The following is an 18,746-nucleotide window of genomic DNA, read 5'->3' on the forward strand; positions in this document are numbered from 1 at the left end:
GCGGTGACGGCGTACATCCGGCGGGTTTTACGGGGCGGCGGGGTGGAGCCGGGTGGGCAGAGGTAATGATCGAGCGCGTGTTCGGCGGCGTCGTTGAGCTTTTTTGAATCGAGGGATTCGTAGGGGGAAGCGAGGTCTGTTTCGGGTGGGTTGGGTGTTGGTTTGGTCATGGTGAAGCTCCCTAGAGTCATTGGAGCTGCCAACGTTCGCTGCGAGATGAATGAGGGTGGCAGCTATATGCAGGTCGCAGACCGGGACTCTAGAACCGGCAGACCCGAAGGTCTCCCACGTACAGCCGCCATAAAAAAGCGGGTGTTGTGCGTCCAGAGATCGACGGGCTGCGAGACCCGATCGCTGATTCGTCAGCGACCGGACCACAATAGAACCCGCCCCCAAGGCGCACAAGCCGGCGGATTCTGGCTTGGCTGTAGGCAATGGCGCAAGGATTTGTAGCCTGAAAGGCGTGTCTGGCGGTGTCTTTTAAACAGCTTCGTTTAAATGAAGAAATTTGCGCCGAACATGAGGGCCCCTTCGCGAGCAGGCTCGCTCCCACATTTGGATTGCATTTCAATCTGACATTTGGAATGCGGTTCCCTGTGGGAGCGAGCCTGCTCGCGAAAGGGCCGGCCCAATCAGCAAAAATTCCTTGATCAAACCCCTCTATTTCATTCCCCGGCAAAAGTTGGAAAGCTTCTTGCAGTACCCGCCGTGAGCCCGCTCTGGGCGTCAAAAGTTTGCTTTAAAGGAACGGGGAAAACCGGTGGATCGCTCTCAGTTATTCAACACTGCTCGCACAAACGTTGCCGACCTCAGTCGAGGCAATCTGGGCGTGCCGTTGTTGCTGCTGGTCATGCTGGCGATGATGATGTTGCCGGTGCCGCCGTTCCTGCTCGACGTGTTCTTCACCTTCAACATTGCCCTGTCGATCGTCGTCCTGCTGGTCTGCGTGTATGCGCTGCGACCGCTGGATTTCGCCGTGTTCCCGACGATTCTGCTGGTCGCGACGCTGTTGCGGCTGGCGTTGAACGTGGCCTCGACGCGGGTGGTGATGCTCCACGGTCAGGACGGCCACGCCGCTGCCGGTAAGGTGATTCAGGCCTTCGGTGAGGTGGTGATCGGCGGTAACTACGTGGTCGGTATCGTGGTCTTCGCGATCTTGATGATCATCAACTTCGTCGTGGTGACCAAGGGTGCCGGACGGATTTCCGAGGTGAGCGCGCGCTTTACTCTCGATGCGATGCCCGGCAAACAAATGGCGATCGACGCCGACCTCAACGCCGGTCTGATCGACCAGAACCAGGCCAAGATGCGCCGTCAGGAAGTCGCCCAAGAGGCCGAGTTCTACGGTTCGATGGACGGTGCCAGCAAATTCGTCCGTGGTGACGCCATTGCCGGCCTGCTGATTCTGTTCATCAACCTCATCGGCGGTATGGCCGTCGGTATCTTCCAGCACAACATGAGCTTCGGCGATGCCGGCAAGGTTTACGCCTTGTTGACCATCGGTGACGGTTTGGTGGCGCAATTGCCATCACTGTTGTTATCAACAGCGGCGGCGATCATGGTGACCCGTGCTTCCGGTTCGGAAGACATGGGCAAGCAGATCAATCGCCAGATGTTCGCCTCGCCCAAAGCGCTGGCGGTGGCCGCCGGTCTGATGGCGGTCATGGGCCTGGTGCCGGGCATGCCGCATTTCTCGTTCCTGAGCATGGCTGCGCTGGCCGCTGGCGGCGCGTACCTGTTCTGGAAAAAGCAGAACGTCGCTAAAGTCGTGGCGTTGGAAGAGGTCAAGCGCCAGCAGGATTTGCTGCCGTCGCCGGCCCGCGCCATGGAAACCAAAGAGCTGGGCTGGGACGACGTGACGCCGATCGACATGATCGGTCTGGAAGTCGGTTATCGCCTGATTCCGCTGGTGGATCGCAACCAGGGCGGGCAATTGCTGGCGCGGATCAAGGGCGTGCGCAAGAAGCTCTCGCAGGATCTGGGCTTCCTGATGCCGACCGTGCACATTCGCGACAACCTCGACCTGGCGCCAAGCGCCTATCGCCTGACTCTGATGGGCGTGATCCTCGCCGAAGCCGAGATCTATCCAGATCGCGAACTGGCGATCAACCCGGGCCAGGTCTACGGCACGCTCAACGGTATCAACGCCAAAGATCCGGCTTTCGGCCTGGAAGCGGTGTGGATCGAAATCAGCCAGCGTGCCCAGGCACAATCGCTCGGTTACACGGTGGTCGACGCCAGCACCGTGGTCGCGACCCACTTGAACCAGATTCTGTACAAGCACTCCAGTGAGCTGATCGGCCACGAAGAAGTGCAGCAACTCATGCAATTGCTGGCCAAAAGCTCGCCGAAACTGGCAGAAGAGCTGGTGCCGGGTGTGGTCACGTTGTCGCAGTTGCTCAAAGTGCTGCAAGCGCTGCTCGCCGAACACGTGCCGGTGCGCGATATCCGCAGCATTGCCGAAGCCATCGCCAACAACGCCGCGAAGAGTCAAGATACCGCCGCGCTGGTGGCTGCTGTGCGGGTCGGCGTATCTCGCGCCATCGTCCAAAGCATTGTAGGCACTGAGTCGGAGCTGCCTGTGATCACCTTGGAACCAAGGTTGGAACAAATATTGCTCAATAGTCTGCAGAAGGCAGGACAAGGCTCGGAAGAGGGCGTTCTGCTGGAGCCAAGCATGGCCGAGAAGCTGCAGCGTTCGCTCATCGAAGCGGCGCAGCGTCAGGAAATGCAAGGGCAGCCGGTGATCCTTTTGGTCGCCGGCCCGATCCGCGCGATGCTCTCGCGCTTTGGCCGCCTCGCCGTCCCTGGACTGCATGTGCTGGCCTACCAGGAAATACCGGACAACAAGCAAGTGACCATCGTTGCGACAGTAGGGCCCAACGGCTGAGGTAGTGGTTTATGCAAGTTAAGCGTTTCTTTGCCGCCGATATGCGTCAGGCCATGAAGCTGGTTCGTGATGAGCTGGGCGCTGATGCTGCCATCATTGGCAACCGCCGCATTGCCGGCGGTGTCGAGTTGACGGCGGCACTGGATTACAAATTGTCGGCGCTGGCGCCACGGGTTCCGAACATGGAGCTCGAGGACGAACTGCGCAAGACCCAGTCGCGCATCGTCACCGCTCAGGCCGAGTTGAGCCTGCGTGGCGAAGCCGATGGCAATAGCAATCGCCAGATTTTCGCCGGGCTGCCATTGACCGCCGGCCTGCCGCTGACCGCCGCTGAACCGCTGAGCGAGCCGACTTACGCCGCTCCGGCGCGTCCGGCCCCGGCACCTGCGCAGTCCTCCGGTGGTATCGATCCGCGTGCACTGGATTCGATGCGCTTTGAATTGAACAGCCTGCGCGAGCTGATGGAAGTTCAGCTCGGCACCCTGGCCTGGAATCAGCTGCAAGGCAGCCGTCCGGCGCAAGCCAATCTGTATCGCCGTCTGCAACGTATCGGCCTGTCCGGCCCGTTGTCGCGCGATCTGCTGGCGATGATCACTGATATCGAAGAACCGCGTCAGGCTTGGCGCATGCTGCTCGCGCATCTGGCCCGGATGATTGCCGTACCGGAAGTCGAGCCACTGGAAGAGGGCGGTATCATTGCCATGGTCGGTCCTGCCGGCATGGGCAAGACCACTACACTCGCCAAGCTGGCCGCGCGTTATGTACTGAAATACGGCGCGCAGAATGTCGCGCTGGTGAGCATGGACAGTTTCCGTATCGGCGCTCAGGAACAACTGAAGACGCTGGGCCGCATTCTCAATGTGCCAGTGACCCATGTCGATCCGGGCCAATCGCTGGTGCAAGCGCTGGATCCACTGCTGCGCAAACGCGTGGTATTGATCGATACTGCCGGCCTGCAAGCCAGCGATCCGGCCCTGCGCATGCAGCTGGAAAGTCTGGCCGGGCGTGGCATTCGTTCAAAAAATTATCTGGTCTTGGCAACCACCAGCCAGAAACAGGTTCTAACCGCCGCTTATCACAGTTACAAGCGTTGCGGGCTTGCCGGCTGCATCCTGACTAAACTGGATGAAACGGCCAGCCTTGGCGAAGTGTTGAGCCTGGCGATCAGTCATGAATTGCCGGTCGCGTACCTGACCGATGGCCCACGGATTCCGGATGATTTGCATCTGCCGCGCCGTCATCAACTGGTCAGCCGCGCCGTCAGCGTGCAAATGCAGGAAGAACCCAGCGAAGAAGCCATGGCTGACATGTTCGCTGATATCTATCACAGCCCGACCAAGCAGGTAGGCTGAGGTATTCATGAACAGTTTTTGTACCTACATCGATGGTCTGCCATGCATTGTTCCGGTTGTGAACGCGCAGCCAGTAATGTGGCCTCCGTCTATGCAAGACAAGGTAAAGAAATAACATGGGCAGCATGCATCCCGTACAGGTGATCGCGGTGACCGGCGGCAAAGGTGGCGTCGGCAAGACTAACGTGTCAGTGAACTTGTCGCTGGCGCTGGCAGAGCTTGGCCGTCGGGTCATGCTGCTGGACGCCGACCTGGGTCTGGCGAACGTTGACGTATTGTTGGGGCTGACCCCTAAACGCACGCTGGCCGACGTCATCGAAGGCCGGTGCGAGCTGCGCGACGTGCTGTTGCAAGGCCCTGGTGGCATTCGCATCGTGCCGGCGGCGTCCGGCACCCAGAGCATGGTGCACCTGAGCCCGGCGCAACATGCCGGCCTGATTCAGGCGTTCAGCGACATCGGCGACAATCTCGATGTACTGGTGATCGACACCGCTGCGGGTATTGGTGACTCGGTAGTCAGTTTTGTTCGCGCCGCGCAAGAAGTGTTGCTGGTGGTCTGCGATGAGCCGACCTCGATCACTGACGCCTACGCGCTGATCAAACTGCTCAACCGCGATTACGGCATGAACCGCTTCCGCGTCCTCGCCAACATGGCGCAGAGCCCGCAGGAAGGGCGCAACCTGTTCGCCAAGTTGACCAAGGTCACGGATCGCTTCCTTGACGTGGCCCTACAATACGTCGGCGCCGTGCCTTACGACGAAAGCGTGCGTAAAGCGGTGCAGAAGCAGCGCGCGGTGTACGAAGCCTTTCCGCGTTCCAAGTGCGCGCTGGCGTTCAAGGCGATCGCGCAGAAGGTCGACACCTGGCCGCTGCCCGCCAACCCGCGTGGCCACCTTGAGTTTTTCGTCGAGCGCCTCGTGCAGCAAACGGCAGGGCCCGTGCTATGACCGCAAGCGGTATGAACTACTACAAGAAGTCGGCACGTGACGCGCAGTACGAGTTGATCGAGCGTTACGCGCCACTGGTCAAACGCATTGCCTACCACTTGCTGGCGCGCTTGCCGGCGAGTGTGCAGGTCGAAGACCTGATCCAGGCCGGGATGATCGGCCTGCTTGAAGTCTCGACCAAATACGACGCCAGCAAAGGCGCCAGTTTCGAAACGTACGCGGGCATACGAATCCGCGGCGCGATGCTCGACGAAGTGCGCAAAGGGGACTGGGCGCCACGCTCGGTTCACCGCAATACCCGTATGGTCAGCGACGCGATTCGCTCAATTGAAGCTAAAACCGGCCGTGATGCTAAAGATCACGAGGTTGCGGCCGAACTCCAATTGAGTCTCGACGATTACTACGGGATTTTGAATGACACCTTGGGCAGTCGCCTGTTCAGTTTCGACGACCTGTTGCAGGACGGCGAACACGAAGGGCTGCACGAGGATGGCGCGAGTGCTCATATGGAGCCGTCACGCGATCTGGAAGATGAACGTTTCCAGGCAGCGTTGGCGGACGCGATTGCCAATTTGCCGGAGCGTGAGCGACTGGTGTTGGCGCTGTACTACGACGAAGAGCTGAACCTCAAGGAGATCGGTGAAGTCCTTGGCGTCAGTGAATCGCGGGTCAGCCAGTTACACAGCCAGTGCGCGGCCCGTTTGCGGGGGCGTTTGGGGGAGTGGCGAGCGCGCTGAAGGCAGTGTGGGGACACTGCGAACGAGGCTGGTGCGGTGATGAACGGCACCGGTCTTGCTCTGTTGTGCTCCAGACAGTCTTCGAGTGCTACGCCGGAATGATTGAAATGGCGCGTCCAGGTGCTGGGCGCGTTTAAGACTGCTTGGAGGTCGAATTGGACAAGAACATGAAAATCCTCATCGTTGATGACTTCTCAACGATGCGGCGGATCATCAAGAACCTGCTGCGTGATCTGGGGTTCACCAACACTGTCGAGGCGGATGATGGCGTGACTGCCATTCCAGTGCTCAACAGCGGAAGCATCGACTTTCTGGTAACGGACTGGAACATGCCGGGCATGACCGGTATCGACCTGCTGCGTCACGTGCGTGCCGATGAAAAGCTCAAGCACTTGCCAGTGCTGATGGTGACTGCAGAAGCCAAGCGCGAGCAGATCATTGAAGCCGCTCAGGCTGGTGTAAACGGCTACGTAGTCAAACCTTTCACGGCTCAGGCGTTGAAAGACAAAATCGAGAAGATTTTCGAACGCATCGGCTGATGAACGCGCGGGGGAGCTATGGAGCATAACGAATCTTCACAGGGCGATTTCGAGTCGACCCTGAAAAAACACGCGGTCGAACTGGTCGAAAGCCTTGAAAAAGGCAGGTTCGGCGACGCTGTGCAACTGATCCATGAGCTCAATCAGACCCGTGACCGTGGCCTGTACCAGGAAGTCGGCAAGCTCACACGTGAACTGCACAGTGCGATCGTCAACTTCCAGATCGATCCGAACATGCCGCAGGCCGAGGAAGTGTCGCAAATCACCGACGCCACCGAACGCCTGGGCTATGTGGTCAAGCTGACAGAAGCCGCGGCCAACCGCACCATGGATCTGGTGGAAAGCGCCACGCCGGTGGTCAACAGTCTGGCTGATGAAGCGCAGACCTTGAGCGCCGATTGGGGTCGCTTCATGCGTCGCGAGGTCGGGGCTGAAGAGTTCCGCGAGCTGGCGCGCCGGGTCGACGGTTTTCTGTCACGCAGCAGCACGGACAACCGTGCGGTGTCGAGCAATCTCAACGACATCCTGCTGGCCCAGGATTACCAGGACCTGACCGGTCAGGTGATCAAGCGTGTGACCCAACTGGTCACCGAAGTCGAAAGCAATTTGCTCAAACTCGTGCTCATGGCCAGTCAGGTCGACCGCTTTGCGGGCATCGAACATGATCGCGCCGCGATGCTTGCAGAAAAAGATCCACAAAAACATCTCTCGCAGGGTGAAGGTCCGCAGATTCATGCCGATAAACGAGAAGACGTTGTGTCCGGTCAGGACGATGTGGACGATTTGTTATCCAGCCTCGGATTCTAGAGTTGTGGAATTTTAGGTTTTTTGGGTTTTTAGACCTGTAGGAGCACCCCATTAATGAGCTTCGGCGCCGATGAAGAGATCCTTCAGGATTTCCTGGTTGAGGCCGGCGAGATTCTTGAGCAACTGTCCGAACAACTGGTCGAGCTGGAAAGCCGTCCGGATGACGCAGATCTGCTCAACGCAATTTTTCGCGGTTTCCACACTGTAAAAGGGGGCGCCGGCTTCCTTCAGCTCAACGAGCTGGTGGAGTGCTGTCACATCGCCGAAAACGTGTTCGACATCCTGCGCAAGGGTGAGCGTCGCGTTGATGCAGAACTGATGGACGTTGTCCTCGAAGCACTGGACGCGGTGAACAGCATGTTCAGCGAAGTCCGTGAGCGTGCACCGATCACCGCCGCTACCCCGGAACTGCTGGCCGCCCTGGCGCGTCTGGCCGAACCGCAATCGGCGGACGCCGCCCCGGCATCGCCGGTGGCCGAGATGATCGAAGAACTGGTCGTTGAAGGCGACTCGTCGGGCGACATCACCGATAACGAATTTGAACAACTGCTGGACTCGCTGAACGCCGTCAAGGCTGAAGCTGAAGCCCCGGCCGCTGTTGCACCTGCGCAAACGGCGGCTGAAGCCGCGAGCGACGAAATCACTGACGCCGAGTTCGAGTCGTTGCTCGATCAGTTGCATGGCAAAGGCCAGTTCGCGGCGGATGCCGTGGCACCGACCGCAGCGGCTCCAGCAGCCCCGGCGGCGGGCGACAGCTCGGATATCACCGACGACGAATTCGAAGCCCTGCTCGATCAACTGCATGGCAAGGGCAACTTTGCCGTTGAAGCACTGGAATCAGCAATTGCCTCGGCACCGGCTGCGCCAGCCGCGCCGGCAGCCGCCGCAGCCGGCAGCGATCTGATCAGCGATCACGAGTTCGAATCGCTGCTCGACGAATTGCACGGCAAAGGCAAGTTCACTGACGTTGGCGCCGCGACTGCCGGCGCTGCTTCCACGGTGGCTGCGCCTGCCGCCAAGGCTGCGGCCGCTCCGGCTGCTGCGCCAAAGGCAGCTCCCAAGCCTGAGCCGAAAGCCGAAGCGCCGAAACCGGCTGCCGCTGCTGCACCGGCTCCGGCCCGTGCTGCCGCCGCACCGCCGCCAGAAAAACCGGCGAGCGAAGCCGAAACCACCGTGCGCGTCGACACGGCCCGTCTCGACGAAATCATGAACATGGTCGGCGAGTTGGTGCTGGTGCGTAACCGTCTGGTGCGCCTGGGCCTCAACAGCGGCGACGAAGCCATGTCCAAGGCCGTGTCGAACCTCGACGTGGTCACGGCTGACTTGCAGACCGCGGTGATGAAGACGCGGATGCAGCCGATCAAGAAGGTCTTCGGGCGCTTCCCGCGTCTGGTTCGCGACTTGGCTCGTCAGCTGAAGAAAGAGATCAACCTGGAACTGGTGGGTGAAGAAACCGACCTCGACAAAAACCTTGTCGAGGCCCTGGCCGACCCGCTGGTCCACTTGGTGCGCAACGCTGTTGACCACGGCATCGAGTCGCCGGAAGAGCGCGAGGCATCGGGCAAGGCCCGTGGCGGTCGTGTTGTTCTGGCCGCCGAGCAGGAAGGCGACCACATCCTGTTGTCGATTTCCGATGACGGCAAAGGCATGGACCCGAACGTCCTGCGCGCCATCGCGGTAAAGCGCGGCGTGATGGACAAGGACGCAGCCGATCGCCTGAGCGATACCGAGTGCTACAACCTGATCTTCGCCCCGGGTTTCTCGACCAAGACCGAGATCTCCGACGTGTCCGGCCGCGGTGTCGGCATGGACGTGGTGAAGACCAAGATTTCCCAGCTCAACGGTTCGATCAACATTTACTCGACCAAGGGCCAGGGCTCGAAGATCGTCATCAAGGTACCGCTGACCCTCGCGATTATGCCAACCCTGATGGTCATGCTCGGCAATCAGGCGTTTGCGTTCCCGCTGGTCAACGTCAACGAAATCTTCCACCTCGACCTGTCGACCACCAACGTCGTCGACGGTCAGGAAGTGGTGATCGTGCGGGACAAGGCGCTGCCGTTGTTCTACCTCAAGCGCTGGCTGGTCAGCTCCGCTGCTCACGAAGAGCAGCGTGAAGGCCACGTGGTAATCCTTTCGGTGGGCACTCAGCGGATCGGCTTCGTCGTCGATCAGCTGGTCGGTCAGGAAGAAGTGGTCATCAAGCCATTGGGCAAAATGCTGCAGGGCACTCCGGGCATGTCCGGCGCCACCATTACCGGTGACGGCCGCATCGCGCTGATTCTCGATGTTCCAAGCATGCTCAAGCGTTACGCCGCACGGCGTATTTGAATCCGGGGCGGCGGGGCGACAACGTCCCGCTGCACCTAATGGAGTGTTTATGGCAGTCAAAGTCCTGGTGGTGGACGATTCGGGTTTTTTCCGCCGCCGCGTCTCGGAAATTCTTTCTGCGGATCCGAGCATTCAGGTGGTCGGCACTGCAACCAACGGTAAAGAGGCGATTGATCAGGCGCTGGCGCTCAAGCCGGACGTGATCACCATGGACTACGAGATGCCGATGATGGACGGCATCACGGCGGTGCGGCACATCATGCAGCGCTGCCCGACCCCGGTGTTGATGTTCTCCTCGCTGACGCACGAAGGCGCCCGGGTAACTCTGGACGCGCTGGACGCCGGCGCGGTGGATTTCCTGCCGAAGAATTTCGAAGACATCTCGCGCAATCCCGAGAAGGTCAAGCAACTGCTGTGCGAGAAGGTCCATAGCATCTCGCGCAGTAATCGTCGTTTCAGTGCCTACAGCGCGCCTGCGCCGGTTGCGGCACCAGCGCCGACGCCTGCTCCGGCAGCATCGAGCTTCAACAGCCACAGCACCAGTGCACCAACGCGTCCGGCTCCAGCTCCAGCGCCGACTCGCGCCCCGGCCGCCAGCGCTTCGTCGCCAGCGCCGAAACGCAAAGCCTACAAACTGGTTGCCATCGGTACCTCGACGGGCGGCCCGGTGGCCCTGCAACGCGTGCTGACTCAGTTGCCGGCGAATTTCCCGGCGCCGATCGTGCTGATCCAGCACATGCCGGCGGCATTCACCAAAGCCTTCGCCGAACGTCTCGACAAGCTCTGCCGCATCAGCGTCAAGGAAGCCGAGGATGGCGACATCCTGCGTCCGGGCCTGGCGTTGCTGGCCCCGGGTGGCAAGCAAATGATGATCGACGGCCGTGGCGCGGTGAAAATCCTCCCGGGCGACGAGCGTCTGAACTACAAGCCGTGTRTGGACATCACCTTCGGTTCGGCGGCGAAATCCTACGGCGACAAAGTTCTGGCGGTGGTGTTGACCGGCATGGGCGCCGACGGCCGTGAAGGCGCGCGTCTGCTCAAGCAGGGCGGCAGCGCGGTGTGGGCACAGGATGAGGCAAGTTGCGTGATCTACGGCATGCCGATGGCCATCGTTAAAGCCGACCTCGCCGACGCGGTGTACAGCCTCGACGACATCGGCAAGCACATTGTCGAGGCGTGTCTCTGATGGATGTTTTAAGCCTTATCGGGATCATCATGGCGTTCGTCGCCATCATCGGTGGTAACTACCTTGAAGGTGGTCACCTCGGTGCGCTGGCCAACGGCCCGGCGGCATTGATCGTACTGGGCGGCACCATCGGTGCCGCACTGCTGCAATCGCCGATGAGCGCGTTCAAACGCGCCATGCAGATCCTTGCCTGGATTCTGTTTCCGCCACGGGTCGATCTGGCCGGCGGCATCGATCGCGTCGTCAACTGGAGCCTCACCGCGCGCAAGGAAGGCCTGCTGGGCCTGGAAGGCGTGGCCGATGCCGAACCTGACAACTACTCGCGCAAAGGCCTGCAACTGCTGGTCGATGGCGCCGAGCCGGAAGCGATCCGCAGCATCCTCGAAGTGGATTTCTACACCCAGGAAGCCCGCGACATCGAAGCGGCGAAAGTCTTTGAAAGCATGGGCGGCTACGCGCCAACCATCGGCATCATCGGTGCGGTGATGGGCCTGATCCACGTGATGGGCAACTTGGCTGATCCAACACAACTGGGCAGCGGCATCGCCGTGGCGTTCGTCGCGACCATTTACGGCGTGGCCAGTGCCAACCTGGTGTTGCTGCCAGTGGCGGCCAAGCTGAAGTCAATCGCGTTGCGGCAGTCGCGTTATCGCGAAATGTTGCTGGAAGGGATCTTGTCGATCGCCGAAGGTGAAAACCCTCGCTCCATTGAGTTGAAGCTGCAAGGCTTCATGGATTAAGGGAATAACCTCATGGCACGTCGTCGCCACCAGGAAGAGCATGTAAACCACGAACGCTGGCTGGTTTCCTACGCTGACTTCATCACGCTGCTGTTTGCGTTCTTCGTGGTCATGTACTCGATTTCGTCGATCAACGAAGGCAAGTACAAAGTCATTTCCGAAGCGCTGATCGGCGTCTTCACCGACTCCGACCGCTCGCTCAAACCGATCCCGATTGGCGATGAACGACCGAAGACCGTGACCCCGGCCAAGCCGCTGGTCAAGGACGCTGAGCAGGTTGACGCCGGTATTGCCGGTGCCAGCGATCCGCTGAAAAGCATCGCCGATGACATCAGCGCCGCGTTCGGCGATTTGATCAGCTCGAATCAGATGACCGTGCGCGGCAACGAGTTGTGGGTCGAGATCGAACTCAACTCCAGCCTGTTGTTCGGCAGCGGCGACGCCATGCCGAGTGACATCGCCTTCAACATCATCGACAAGGTTGCAGCGATTCTGAAACCGTTCGATAACCCGATCCATGTCGAGGGTTTCACTGACGATCAACCGATCCGCACCGCGCAGTACCCGACCAACTGGGAGCTGTCCTCGGCGCGTTCGGCGAGCATCGTGCGCATGCTGGCAATGCAGGGTGTCAACCCTGGTCGCCTGGCATCAGTGGGTTACGGTGAGTTCCAGCCGGTGGCCAACAACGCCACCGCTGAAGGCCGCGCGAAGAACCGTCGCGTCGTGCTGGTGGTGTCGCGAAACCTCGATGTACGCCGCAGCCTGACCGGCACTGGAACCGCCCATGCGCAACCGGATGCTGCGTTGAAGCGTGCTGGCACACAAACTGCACCTACCCCGGTCAAGACGCCGGGACGCGAGAGTGCCGTCAATTCTCCGTCACCCGCATTAACACGCTGAGCTATGTCTCGGTCGAGCATATCGGCCGGGAGGAACGAACCGAATGAGAGTCTGGGCAGTCGCCAATCAAAAGGGTGGTGTCGGTAAAACCACATCTTCCATCGCTTTAGCCGGATTGCTGGCGGAGGCGGGCAAGCGCGTGGTTGTGGTCGATCTCGACCCGCACGGCTCGATGACCAGCTATTTCGGCTATGACCCCGACAGCCTGGAACACAGCAATTACGACCTGTTTCTGCACAAGGGCAGCGTGCCGCAAGGCCTGCCGGGGCAGTTGCTGTTGTCGACCAGCGACGAACGCATTTCCCTGCTGCCATCGAGCACTGCACTCGCCACCCTGGAGCGTCAGTCGCCAGGGCAGAGTGGTCTCGGTCTGGTGATCGCCAAGAGTCTGGCGCAGCTGTGGCAGGATTTTGATTACGCGGTGATCGACAGCCCGCCGTTGCTCGGCGTGCTGATGGTCAACGCCCTCGCGGCGAGCCAGCAACTGGTGATTCCGGTGCAGACCGAACATCTGGCCGTCAAAGGTCTGGAGCGCATGGTCAACACCTTGGCGATGATCAACCGCTCGCGCAAACAGGCGCTGCCGTTCAGCATCGTGCCGACCCTGTTCGACCGCCGTACCCAGGCCTCGATGCATACCTTGCGCGTGCTGCGCGACAAATTCCCCGACGAGATCTGGCAGGGTTACATTCCGGTCGATACCCGTCTGCGCGACGCCAGCCGGGCCGGTGTCACGCCTTCGCAATTCGACGGCAAGAGCCGTGGCGTGCTGGCGTATCGCGCGCTGCTCAAGCATCTGTTGGCGCAACAACTTGTTCCGCAGGTGGCGTGAGCATGAATCGCCCGGTCAAGCTCACATCGCGTCCGCAATTGGCGCTGCAGTCTTATCTGGATAATTTGCTGCTGGAAATTCCTGAGGAGCTGCCGCCGGTCATTGAGGCGCAGCCTGAAGTCGTCGAAAGCACCGAAATGCTGGACGAATTCCAGGCCGCAGTGCTGGAAGAGCAGGCGCGTGACGCACAGAAAGCGACCAGGCCTGCTGCGCCGGTTGTCGCGCCTGCCGCCGCACCGGTCGCCAAGGCACCGGTTGCATTGATTGAAGAAGCCGAGCCGGTTCGCGCACCGGTCTCGACACTGGCACCGCTGCTGCAAACCCAATTGCTGAAAACCGCGCCGGAACCGGCAGTGGTCGAACCGGCCCCAGCTCCGGTTGCACCCGCGCCCGTCGAACAGACGCTGGTCCCGCCGCTGGTGGAGGTACATCTGCCGCCGAGCAATACGCCGCCACCGGTGGAAACCGATGGTCGCCCGGCCTGGGCCTCGGAAGCGTTCGAATGCCTGCTGTTCGACGTCGCCGGCCTGACGCTGGCCGTGCCGCTGGTGTGCCTCGGCTCGATCTACTCGCTGGCCGGCCACGAGCTGACGCCGCTGTTCGGTCAGCCGGAATGGTTCCTCGGCATCCTGCCGAGCCAGGCCGGTAATTTGAAAGTGTTGGACACCGCGCGCTGGGTCATGCCGGATCGCTACCGCGATGACTTCCGTCAGGGCCTGCAGTACGTGATTTCGGTACAAGGTTACGAGTGGGGGCTGGCGGTGCATCAGGTCAGCCGCTCGTTGCGTCTGGACCCGAATGAAATCAAATGGAGAAGTCACCGGGGTCAGCGGCCATGGCTCGCCGGCACCGTGATTGAGCACATGTGTGCATTGCTTGACGTTTCCGCACTGGCCGAGTTGATCGCCAGCGGTGGGGCAAAGCACCTCGGCGGCCACAAGCCGCTACATAAACCGACATAGCAGCCGACATAACAATCAGGCGACGGCATTGTTGAATGCCGCCACACAGAACACACACCGCTCAGAGCGGTTTTTTCGAGGGGTCAGGGTATGAGTAGTCAGGCGACGAATGCAAAAGGTTCTGAAGATCCGATCCTGCAATGGGTGACCTTCAAACTGGACAACGAGACTTACGGCATCAACGTGATGCGCGTTCAGGAAGTGCTGCGCTACACCGAGATCGCTCCGGTGCCGGGCGCGCCAAGCTACGTGCTGGGTATCATCAACCTGCGCGGTAACGTGGTCACCGTGATCGACACCCGTCAGCGCTTCGGCCTGAACAGCGGCGAGATCAGCGACAACACCCGTATCGTCATCATCGAAGCCGACAAGCAAGTCGTCGGCATCATGGTCGACAGCGTGGCCGAAGTGGTTTATCTGCGTCAGTCGGAAATCGAGACGGCGCCGAACGTCGGCAACGAAGAGTCGGCCAAGTTCATCCAGGGCGTGTGCAACAAGAACAACGAGTTGCTGATCCTGGTCGAGCTGGACAAGATGATGAGCGAAGAAGAATGGTCGGAACTGGAGAGCATCTGATTGATTCTCGAGGTTGCGGTCATTGTCCTGTTCCTCTTCTGGGCTGGCACACTGGCAATGTTTGTGTCGTACATCAAGGCGCAGCGGGTGATCGCTGCGCAACAGGCTCAGGGCGATGCGTTGCGTGACCAGCGCATCAAAGACCTGGCCAAGCGTGTCGACGACTACCAGAACGGCAACGTGCGCATGGGCGACGCCCTGCACGAGTTGCGCGCGGTGGTGAATCCGTTGCCGGACAAGATTGTCGCGCTTGAACAACGCGACCCGTCGAGCCTGTCATTCGCCCAAGCGGCGAAACTGGTGGGCATGGGCGCAAGCGTCGATGAACTGACTCAGTCATGCGGGTTGACACAGGCTGAGGCGGAGTTGATGCGCAAACTTCACAAAAACTGATTTTTGCGCTCAAGCTGATGGCCTATTCGCGAGCAAGCTCGCTCCCACATTAGATCGGTGTACGCCGAACCAATGTGGGAGCAAGCTTGCTCGCGAAGGCGTCTTCGAAGTCTCAGTAATCATCCCCGCGATCGGTGACGTCTTTCTCGACCATCGGCGCATTCGGGTCCTGCCCCTCGGGGAATTTGCCCTTCAGATTCCACGCAAACGCGATGATCTCGGCGATGGTGCGGTACAACTCTTCGGGAATGCTGTCGCCCAGCTCCATTCGCGCCAACAACCGCACCAGTTCAGCGTTCTCGTAAATCGGCACTTCACAGTCGCGAGCAATGCGCAGGATTTCTTCGGCCAGTTCGTCATCACCTTTGGCGGTGAGGGTTGGCGCGTGGTTGCCGTCGTATTTGAGGGCGATGGCCTGGCGTGGGGCAGTGGAATCGTTCATGCGGTTTCGTCGACCCAGCGATGTTCAAGACGGGTTTGGTTGCCTTGCGGCGGGGTGCCATGGTGGCAGTCGATGTCGCCGACGTTGAGCCCGCGATCGAGCAGGCGCTGGCGCAGGGCAAACAGGTTGTTTTCGATGAGTTCGGCGGTGTACGGCCGTTCGGCCCACAGTTGGCTGGACAGGCTGCCGGCGATCAACTGCGCCTGAATTTGCATCGGCCCGAGCGGTTCCATGTCGAACGCCAGATCGACGCGCCACAGTTGTTGCTTGGGCTCGCGCTCGTCGCGGCGTTCGTTGGGTTGCGGTTCTCGCTCCGGCGCTTCTTCACGCTGAAACTTGACCTGCAACGGCACGATGTCCTGCAGATTGCGCATGGGAATTTCCAGTTGCCAGGTGCTGAGCAGGCGCCCATCGTCGGTGACGCCGGTCTGTTCCAGGCTCGACAACTGATGGCTTTGCAGGCGCGAAACAGCGGCGGCGGCGAGGCGCAGCAACTGTTCCAGATCGCCTTCGCCGTCCAGGCTTTGCAGCAAACGCTCGGGCAGCGGGAAGCTGCTTGGCACGGGTTTGGCGCTGACCTGACCGAGCATGCCGAGCGCATTACGCACGAAACTCGGCAGCGCTTGCGCCAGGGTGTTGGCGGCGATGATTGCGTTGAAACTGGTGCTGCTCGGCAGGCCCGGGGTCAGTTGTGCGATCAGCTTGAGCAGATCGGCTTTCATGTCGGGTGCCAGCGTCGGGTTCTGCCCGGTCAGCAGCTTGCCTTCGAGGAACACGCCGCTGTTGGCCAGGGCAAGGGCCACGCCTTTGGCGGTGCTCAGTTGTTGCACGTCCGGGAGGCTGGCAAGGAGCTTGTCGACCACCGCGCGTAGATCCGCAGAGGTTTGGTCGGTGGCGGGTGGCAGGTTTTGCAGCGCGTTCAACAACCCGCTCAGCGACGCCTGACGACTTTGCTGGCCGAGCAGTTGCTGACTTACGGCCAGTTGTTCCTGACGGCTGCTCATTGGCAGGAATTTCAGGGTTTGTGCGTCTTCGACCAACGCCGACAGCAAAGTGCCGATGCGCAGCGGCTGCGGGCTGTCGATGGTCAGTGTGCTGCCGCTCTGCGCGGTGTTGAGCAAACTGACCAAGGAGCGGAACACCGCTGCCTGCCCCGGCGTCTGCGGCAGCGCCTGCGAGGTCAGCACCTTGCCTTGCAGCAGGGTGCCGACCGGCAATTGTGCGGTGTCGATGCGGGTGAGGGCGGCGACGCTGCTGGCAATGGCTTGTTGCACAGTAATCGCCAGATTGCCCGCCGAGGGCTGAGTGATCGCCAGACTGGTGCCTTGGGGTAGCGGCAGATTGCTGGTCGCTTGCACGGTGGTCTGACGTCCGCCGTCGACGGTCACCTTGAGCAATAGCTGAAAAGTCTGATCCGCCTGCTTGAGCGATAACACCTCGGCCTTGGCGCTTTGCCCGGCGCCGATCAGGCCTTCGACCGGGGTCAGCAGCTTGAGCAGCTCACCGACCTGCGGGCGAACGGTCGCCGGGGTGGTGGGCGGGAGCGGGAGGATGTTTATTTCGCCTGTCATACGCGGACACAACCTGAGGAAAATGCACTCTTGAGAGTAAGGCACGACATGTATAATGCCGCCCGTCTTGCGCTTCGAATAAAAAACATAGCAATTGTTTGACCCAGCTCTCTAGATCGAGCCGTCAATGCATCTATGCTGCATCTCTTTAACGGCCGCGCCAGAGCCGACTTGAACCGTATAAGGCCCGCGATCCCTTGACCAGTCCTGTCCTGCAAACCGTTGCCCTCGCGTGTGAACGTGATCTGCGGCTGCTCTTCGAAAATCTCGAATTGAGACTCGCCAGTGGCGATATGGTGCAGATCAGCGGTCCCAACGGCAGCGGCAAGACCAGCCTGTTGCGTCTGCTTTCAGGGCTGATGCAGCCGACCGCCGGGCACGTCCTGCTCAATGGCCAGCCGCTGACCGAACAACGCAGCGAACTCGCACGCAATCTGCTGTGGATCGGCCACGCCGCCGGGATCAAGGATTTGCTGACCCCTGAAGAAAACCTCTCCTGGCTCTGCGCCCTGCATCATCCCGCCGAACGCGACGCCATCTGGCAAGCCTTGGCAGCCGTAGGATTGCGCGGTTTCGAAGATGTTCCCTGCCACAGTCTGTCCGCCGGTCAGCAACGCCGCGTGGCGTTGGCTCGTTTGTATCTGGACAGCCCGCCGCTGTGGATTCTCGATGAGCCGTTTACCGCACTGGACAAGCAGGGCGTGGCGCAGCTCGAAGAGCATCTGGCCGGGCACTGCGAACGCGGTGGTCTGGTGGTGTTGACCACGCACCATACGCTGAGCCGGATGCCGGCCGGTTATCGCGACATCGATCTGGGGAACTGGGCAGTATGAGTGTGTTCGGCCTGCTGGTTGCCCGTGAATCCCGACTGCTGTTTCGCCGCCCGGCGGAGCTGGCCAATCCGCTGATTTTCTTCGCCATCGTCATCGCGTTGTTCCCGCTGGCCGTCGGCCCGGAAACTCAAGTGTTGCAAAACCTGTCCCCCGGGTTAGTCTGGGTGGCGGCGCTGTTGTCGGTCCTGCTCTCGCTGGACGGGCTGTTCCGCAGTGATTTCGAAGACGGCTCGCTGGAACAGTGGGTCCTTTCGTCGCACCCGCTGCCACTTCTGGTCTTGGCCAAGGTGCTGGCACACTGGCTCTTCTCCGGTCTGGCGCTGGTTCTGCTCTCACCGCTGCTGGCGTTGATGCTCGGTTTGCCTGCCGCCTGTCTGCCGGTTTTGCTGCTTTCGTTGTTGCTGGGAACACCAGTGCTGAGCTTGCTCGGCGCGGTGGGCGCGGCACTGACGGTCGGTTTGAAGCGTGGCGGCCTGTTGCTGGCGCTGCTGATTCTGCCGTTGTACATCCCGGTGTTGATCCTTGGCAGTGGCGCCTTGCAGGCCGCCTTGCAAGGCATGCCGGCGACCGGGTATCTGCTGTGGCTGGGTAGCCTGACCGCCCTGGCGATCACCCTGACACCGTTTGCAATAGCTGCTGGCCTGAAGATCAGCGTCGGCGAATAATGAGGTCTGGTTAAAATTTAACCAGCAAAGACCCTGAGAC

At 60.6% G+C, this 18,746-nt stretch carries 18 protein-coding genes and 1 pseudogene; 16 read left to right on the plus strand and 3 right to left on the minus strand.

Annotated features, from left to right (window positions below; all coding sequences use genetic code 11):
* Positions 1–170 (minus strand): annotated as a pseudogene (locus AC1DVF_RS22680) (DUF6124 family protein); the annotation flags it as partial.
* 590 nt (positions 171–760) lie between these two features.
* Here AC1DVF_RS22680 and flhA point away from each other — a divergent pair.
* The 14 genes from flhA to AC1DVF_RS22750 all read left to right on the plus strand — a co-directional run bounded on the left by flhA (position 761) and on the right by AC1DVF_RS22750 (position 15,195).
* Positions 761–2,890 carry a flagellar biosynthesis protein FlhA gene (gene flhA, locus AC1DVF_RS22685; RefSeq protein WP_093439768.1) on the plus strand — a complete coding sequence of 710 codons (2,130 nt, stop codon included), beginning with the start codon at positions 761–763 and terminating at the stop codon, positions 2,888–2,890.
* Positions 2,891–2,901: 11 nt separating this feature from the next.
* Positions 2,902–4,242 (plus strand): flagellar biosynthesis protein FlhF, encoded by a 1,341-nt coding sequence (gene flhF, locus AC1DVF_RS22690; protein WP_477783169.1) that lies wholly within the window; start codon positions 2,902–2,904, stop codon positions 4,240–4,242.
* Positions 4,243–4,358: 116 nt separating this feature from the next.
* The gene (fleN, locus tag AC1DVF_RS22695) at positions 4,359–5,189 is read left to right on the plus strand and encodes a flagellar synthesis regulator FleN (protein ID WP_003222917.1); all 831 of its coding nucleotides are present in this window, start codon (positions 4,359–4,361) and stop codon (positions 5,187–5,189) included.
* The gene (fliA, locus tag AC1DVF_RS22700) at positions 5,186–5,926 is read left to right on the plus strand and encodes an RNA polymerase sigma factor FliA (RefSeq protein ID WP_093439777.1); all 741 of its coding nucleotides are present in this window, start codon (positions 5,186–5,188) and stop codon (positions 5,924–5,926) included. Before fleN ends, fliA begins: the two co-directional genes overlap by 4 nt.
* Before the next feature lie 167 nt (positions 5,927–6,093).
* Positions 6,094–6,465, plus strand: a complete 372-nt coding sequence (locus AC1DVF_RS22705; RefSeq protein ID WP_161986607.1) for a chemotaxis response regulator CheY — start codon at positions 6,094–6,096, stop codon at positions 6,463–6,465.
* An 18-nt stretch (positions 6,466–6,483) separates the two neighbouring features.
* Positions 6,484–7,272, plus strand: coding sequence for a protein phosphatase CheZ (locus tag AC1DVF_RS22710; protein WP_007920000.1), 789 nt, complete (start codon positions 6,484–6,486; stop codon positions 7,270–7,272).
* A 54-nt stretch (positions 7,273–7,326) separates the two neighbouring features.
* Positions 7,327–9,603 (plus strand): chemotaxis protein CheA, encoded by a 2,277-nt coding sequence (locus tag AC1DVF_RS22715; RefSeq protein ID WP_477783170.1) that lies wholly within the window; start codon positions 7,327–7,329, stop codon positions 9,601–9,603.
* Between the two features lie 49 nt (positions 9,604–9,652).
* The gene (locus AC1DVF_RS22720; protein WP_477783171.1) at positions 9,653–10,789 is read left to right on the plus strand and encodes a protein-glutamate methylesterase/protein-glutamine glutaminase; all 1,137 of its coding nucleotides are present in this window, start codon (positions 9,653–9,655) and stop codon (positions 10,787–10,789) included.
* Positions 10,789–11,529, plus strand: a complete 741-nt coding sequence (locus AC1DVF_RS22725) for a flagellar motor protein (RefSeq protein ID WP_003222929.1) — start codon at positions 10,789–10,791, stop codon at positions 11,527–11,529. The genes AC1DVF_RS22720 and AC1DVF_RS22725 overlap by 1 nt, the downstream gene beginning before the upstream one ends.
* 12 nt (positions 11,530–11,541) lie before the next feature.
* Positions 11,542–12,432, plus strand: a complete 891-nt coding sequence (gene motD / locus AC1DVF_RS22730; protein ID WP_093439795.1) for a flagellar motor protein MotD — start codon at positions 11,542–11,544, stop codon at positions 12,430–12,432.
* A 43-nt stretch (positions 12,433–12,475) separates the two neighbouring features.
* Positions 12,476–13,264 carry a ParA family protein gene (locus AC1DVF_RS22735; protein WP_008077691.1) on the plus strand — a complete coding sequence of 263 codons (789 nt, stop codon included), beginning with the start codon at positions 12,476–12,478 and terminating at the stop codon, positions 13,262–13,264.
* Positions 13,265–13,266: 2 nt separating this feature from the next.
* The gene (locus AC1DVF_RS22740) at positions 13,267–14,226 is read left to right on the plus strand and encodes a CheW domain-containing protein (RefSeq protein ID WP_099758369.1); all 960 of its coding nucleotides are present in this window, start codon (positions 13,267–13,269) and stop codon (positions 14,224–14,226) included.
* 90 nt (positions 14,227–14,316) lie between these two features.
* On the plus strand, positions 14,317–14,802 hold the full coding sequence (locus AC1DVF_RS22745; protein WP_003222936.1) for a chemotaxis protein CheW: 486 nt from the start codon (positions 14,317–14,319) through the stop codon (positions 14,800–14,802).
* Complete coding sequence (locus AC1DVF_RS22750; protein WP_093439804.1) at positions 14,803–15,195, plus strand: DUF2802 domain-containing protein; 393 nt, start codon at positions 14,803–14,805, stop codon at positions 15,193–15,195. It abuts the gene before it with no gap.
* Between the two features lie 112 nt (positions 15,196–15,307).
* Here AC1DVF_RS22750 and AC1DVF_RS22755 read toward each other — a convergent pair whose 3' ends face one another.
* Entirely contained in the window at positions 15,308–15,637 is a 330-nt protein-coding gene (locus AC1DVF_RS22755; protein ID WP_016987484.1) for an EscU/YscU/HrcU family type III secretion system export apparatus switch protein, read from the minus strand.
* Complete coding sequence (gene fliK / locus AC1DVF_RS22760; protein WP_320337225.1) at positions 15,634–17,208, minus strand: flagellar hook-length control protein FliK; 1,575 nt, start codon at positions 17,206–17,208, stop codon at positions 15,634–15,636. Before fliK ends, AC1DVF_RS22755 begins: the two co-directional genes overlap by 4 nt.
* 197 nt (positions 17,209–17,405) lie before the next feature.
* On the opposite strand from fliK, the gene ccmA reads away from it, so the two are divergent.
* Entirely contained in the window at positions 17,406–18,041 is a 636-nt protein-coding gene (gene ccmA, locus AC1DVF_RS22765) for a cytochrome c biogenesis heme-transporting ATPase CcmA (protein WP_099758371.1), read from the plus strand.
* Positions 18,038–18,706: a heme exporter protein CcmB gene (gene ccmB, locus AC1DVF_RS22770; protein ID WP_007919970.1), complete on the plus strand. Its 669-nt coding sequence runs from the start codon at positions 18,038–18,040 to the stop codon at positions 18,704–18,706. Before ccmA ends, ccmB begins: the two co-directional genes overlap by 4 nt.
* Positions 18,707–18,746: the final 40 nt, after the last annotated feature.

The organism is Pseudomonas sp. P4_D7, assembly GCF_056401755.1.